General features: G+C 76.8%; 3 protein-coding genes. All 3 read left to right on the top strand.

The window, feature by feature from the left end:
• The coding region (locus AC0CYZ_RS26435; protein ID WP_472220900.1) for an alpha/beta fold hydrolase at positions 1-613 on the top strand (613 nt) is incomplete at its 5' end.
• A 102-nt stretch (positions 614-715) separates the two neighbouring features.
• Positions 716-2,842, top strand: a complete 2,127-nt coding sequence (locus tag AC0CYZ_RS26430) for a prolyl oligopeptidase family serine peptidase (RefSeq protein WP_472220898.1) — start codon at positions 716-718, stop codon at positions 2,840-2,842.
• A 213-nt stretch (positions 2,843-3,055) separates the two neighbouring features.
• The coding region (locus AC0CYZ_RS26425; RefSeq protein WP_472220896.1) for a cutinase family protein at positions 3,056-4,530 on the top strand (1,475 nt) is incomplete at its 3' end.

The following is a 4,530-nucleotide window of genomic DNA, read 5'->3' as shown; positions in this document are numbered from 1 at the left end:
CGGGCTGTGCGAGCGCGCCGCCGAGCTGGACGGCACCACCAACCTCGCGAGCCACGTCGCGGACCTGACCGAGCACCTCGGCGGGCTCGACGGCGACCTCGTCCTCGTCGGACACAGCTACGGCGGCATGGTGATCGCGGGCGTCGCGGACGCGCTGCCCGGACGCGTCGTCGGGCTCTGCGTGGTCGACGGGTTCGCGCCGGAGGACGGCGACTCCTGCTGGTCGTCGGTCAACGACGCGATGCGCGCCTGGTACGTCGAGGGCGCGGCGCGCACCGGCGTCCTCGTCGACCCGATGCCTCAGTTCGACGCCCGCGCGACCGGCCACCCGCTCGCGAGCCTCGTCCAGCGGATCACGCTGACCGGCGCCCACCACGACGTCGCGACCAAGCACTACGCGCTCGCCACCCACCCCGCGTGGACCCCGGCCTCGCCGTTCGGTCCGGTCGCCGAGCGCCTCCGCGCCGACCCGACGTGGACCGTGCACGACCTGCCGACCAGCCACAACGTGCTCGCCGATGGCCCCGACGTGCTCGTCGGGCTGATCGAGACCGTGCTCGGCGACGTCAGCCGTGGCGTGAGTCGCCGGCCCACGCCGACGAGGGGCACGTGAGGCACGGGTTCCGTCCGTCCGGGCTGCCTGGCGTGCTGTTGATCAAGCACGGGTGGGCGGCCGGACGGTGACCGGACGGGGCGGCGGGCAGGATGGCCGCCCGTGACCGTCGAGCACCTCGAGACCACGGGAACCGACGCGTTCCCCCGCCGCCAGGCCGCGACCCGGCGCTTCACCCTCGGTGCGCCGCGCGGCGTGACCATCGCCCCCGACGGTGCCCGGGTCGCCTTCCTGCGCAGCCGCGGCGGCGACGACCCGGTGACCTGCCTGTGGGTGCTCGACGTCGCGACGGGTCAGGAACACCTGCTCGTCGACCCGCTGGCCCTGGACGTGCCCGGCGAGGAGGACCTCCCGCCCGAGGAGAAGGCGCGCCGCGAGCGGGTGCGCGAGCAGTCGGGCGGCGTCGTCGAGTACGCGTGCGACCACGACGTCGTCACCGCCGCCTTCGTCCTGTCCGGCCGGGCGTTCACCGTCGGGCTCACCCCGGACTCGACGCCAGCCGCGCTGCCCGTCGAGGGCCCCGTCGTCGACCCGCGCCCGGACCCGACGGGCACCCGCGTCGCGTTCGTGCGCGGCGGCGCGCTCCACGTGCACACGCTCGGGTCGGGGGAGACGACGACGCTCGTGTCGCCCGACGCCGAGCACGTCACCTGGGGGCTGGCCGACTTCGTCGCCGCCGAGGAGATGAACCGCTACCGCGGGTTCTGGTGGGCCCCCGACGGTGCTTCCCTCGCGGTGGCCCGCGTCGACGACGCCGCCGTCGGCCGCTGGCACATCGCCGACCCCGCCAACCCCGGCCGCGAGCCCGGCGTCGTCGCCTACCCCGCCGCGGGGACGACCAACGCGACGGTGACGCTGCACCTGCTCGGGCTCGACGGCGGGCGCACGGACGTCGACCTCGGCGACGACGAGTACCTCGCCGTGGTAACCTGGGACCGGCACGCGCTGATCGTGACGACCGCGCCGCGCGACCAGAAGCGGGTGACGCTGCGGGAGGTCGACCCGGCGTCGGGACGCTCGGTCGAGGTGCGCTCCGACGTCGACGACGCCTGGGTCGACCTGGTCCCGGGGGTGCCGGCGCACCTCGACGACGGGGGCCTCGTCTGGTGCGCGGACGCCGACGACGTCCGCCGGCTGGTCATCGACGGCGCGGCGGTGACCGGGCCGGAGCTGCAGGTCCGCGGGGTGGCCGCCGTCGACGGCGACACGGTGCTGTTCGCCGCGTCCCGGGCCGGGGCGCCGACGTCGACGGTGCTGCACGTCTGGTCCCGCCAGGCCGGGGTGAGCGCGGTGAGCGCGGAGCGCGGCGTGGCCTCGGGGCGGCTGGCGGGCGGGGTGCTCGTCGTCGCGCAGGCCTCGCTCGACCACGACGGCACGGTCACGCGGGTGACGGGGCCGGGGACCTCCGCGACGCTGCGGTCGTTCGCCGAGTCGCCGCAGCTCGAGCCCCGGGTGCACCTGTGCACGACGGGCGAGCGGGGCCTGTCGACGGCGGTGCTCCTGCCGCGCCACCACATCCCCGGCGGGGACCGCCTCCCGGTGCTGCTCGACCCCTACGGTGGTCCGCACGCCCAGCGCGTCGTGGACGCCCGGGGCGCGTTCCTGACGAGCCAATGGTTCGCCGACCAGGGCTTCGCCGTCGTCGTCGCCGACGGGCGCGGGACACCGGGCCGGGGGCCGGCCTTCGAGCGCGCGGTGCACGGGGACCTCGCGGACCCGGTGCTGACCGACCAGCTCGACGCCCTGGCGGGGGCGGCGGCCGAGGTCGAGGACCTCGACCTGACGCGCGTCGCGATCCGCGGCTGGTCCTTCGGCGGCTACCTCGCGGCGCTCGCGGTGCTGCGCCGCCCGGACGCGGTGCACGCGGCGGTCGCGGGCGCCCCGGTGACCGACTGGGCGCTCTACGACACCCACTACACCGAGCGCTACCTCGGGACGCCCGCGTCCTGGCCGGACGCCTACGCGCGCTCGTCGATCCTCGACGACGCGGCGGTGCCGGCCACCGCGGAGGCGCCGATGCGCCCGTTGATGCTGATCCACGGGCTCGCCGACGACAACGTGGTCGCCGCGCACACCCTGCGCCTGTCCTCGGCCCTGCTCGCGGCCGGGCGCCCCCACCAGGTGCTGCCGCTGTCGGGGGTCACGCACATGACGCCGCAGGAGGTCGTGGCCGAGAACCTGCTGCGCCTGCAGGTGGCGTTCCTCCGGGAGTCGCTCGAGATGGGATGAGGCCCGCTTGGGTGCCAGCGAAGCGTCGACGCTTGCACCCAGTGGCAGTAACTCCACGTCGTCGAATCCGTCCCACGAGTTTCTCCAAACCGCACCCACGCGCGACGCCGACCGCCGACCCTGGTCCGCGGTTCGCAGGTGGTGGACGGCGGGTGGAGGACCCAGGTGGGTGCGGAACGGCCTGACGGTGCAGGTGCGGCGCCGGACGTCCGGTTGGAGCTGACGCACGGGCCGGGCGGTCCGGGCGTGCTCGCCGACGGCCGTGCGCTGCCGGTCCCGCCCCACGCGTCCCCGACCGAGGTCGGCCTCGCCGCCGCGCGTCGCCACGCCGCCCGGTCGGGTCGTGAGCTGCGGGTGGAGGTCGTCGACGGTGCCTCGGTGACGTTGGTGACGGTCAGCAGCCACGGTGCGGTCACCCTCCTCGAGCCGCCGGCGACCGGCCCCGTCATCACCGTCCCCGCCGGTCCGGCACCCGCGCGGGAGGAGCCGGTGACGGCGGCCGACCGGACGTCGGTCTGCCTGCCGCCGCCGGTCCTCGTCCCGGCGACGCCGCCGCTCACCGGCCTCCCGCCGACCTCGGCCTGGGTCTCCCCGCCGCCCGCCTCGCGCCCGCGCCGACCGGTGTCGTCCCTCGTGGTCGCGGGCCTCGTCGCCGTCGCGGTGCTCGTCGGGGCGGTCGGGACCGGCGTGGCGACCCTGTCGTCCTCGCAGGCGCTGCCGGAGTCGTGCCGGCCGGTGACCCTCTACGCCGTCGGCGGCCAGGGCGGCTCCTCGAACGTGCTCCAGGGCGTCACGGACCCGCTCGCGAAGCAGTTCGGCGAGAAGGTCTCGGTCGTCACCGTCCCGGCGCCTCCGGCCGGCGGCTCGTTCGCCTCGGCCGAGTCCGAGGCGGTCGGCTCGCTCGCCACCGCGATGGGCCAGCACGTCGACGGGTGCCCCACCGGCGCGCTCATGCTGTTCGGCTACTCGCAGGGCGCGCAGGTCGCGGGCGACCTCGCCTCCCGCATCGGGACGGGTCTCGAACCCCGCATCCCGGCGAAGCTCGTGCAGGCCGTGGGCCTGTTCGGCGACCCCGCGCGCAGCCCGCGCACCCGCGCGGTCCCCGACGGCACGACGGGGCAGGGTGCCCTACCCCCGCGCGCCGTCGGCTTCGGCTCCCTCGACGCCCGCACCATCGAGATCTGCGCCCCGGAGGACCCGGTCTGCGACAGCCCGCCGACGGCGCCCGCCCCGCCCCTCGAGCAGGCGATCGCCTCCCCGGTGCACGGCTCCTACGAGAAGCTCCCGGTGGCCGCGGGCACCACGGCGCCGCAGTGGGCGGCCGCGTCGCTCGGCAAGGTCGTCGCCGCCATCCCTACCGACGCCGGGCCCGCGAAGGCGCCCGGGACCGCGCCGCAGTCCGGGTCGGGCGGGAGCACGGCGTCCGAGGACCCGGACGCGCAGGCGACCGGCACCGCCGACCCGGGGACGGGCGCGGGCGGGACCGGGACGGGCGCGACGGGGTCGAGCGCGGAGCCGTCGTCCTCCGGGGCGGACACCGCGAGCACGGGGACCGGCGCGACGGGTGGCGCCGGTGCGGCGACCACGACGCCGCCGGCGAGGTCGACCGGTACCGGGAGGACCGACGGCTCCTACGACGGGGGCGGGTCGGCCGGTACCGGGTCGGCCGGTTCCTACGAGGGTGGGTC

It is taken from the genome of Actinomycetospora sp. (genome assembly GCF_055612215.1).
Note: the sequence above shows the minus strand (reverse complement) of the source record. Positions and strands in the feature narration are given on the sequence as shown.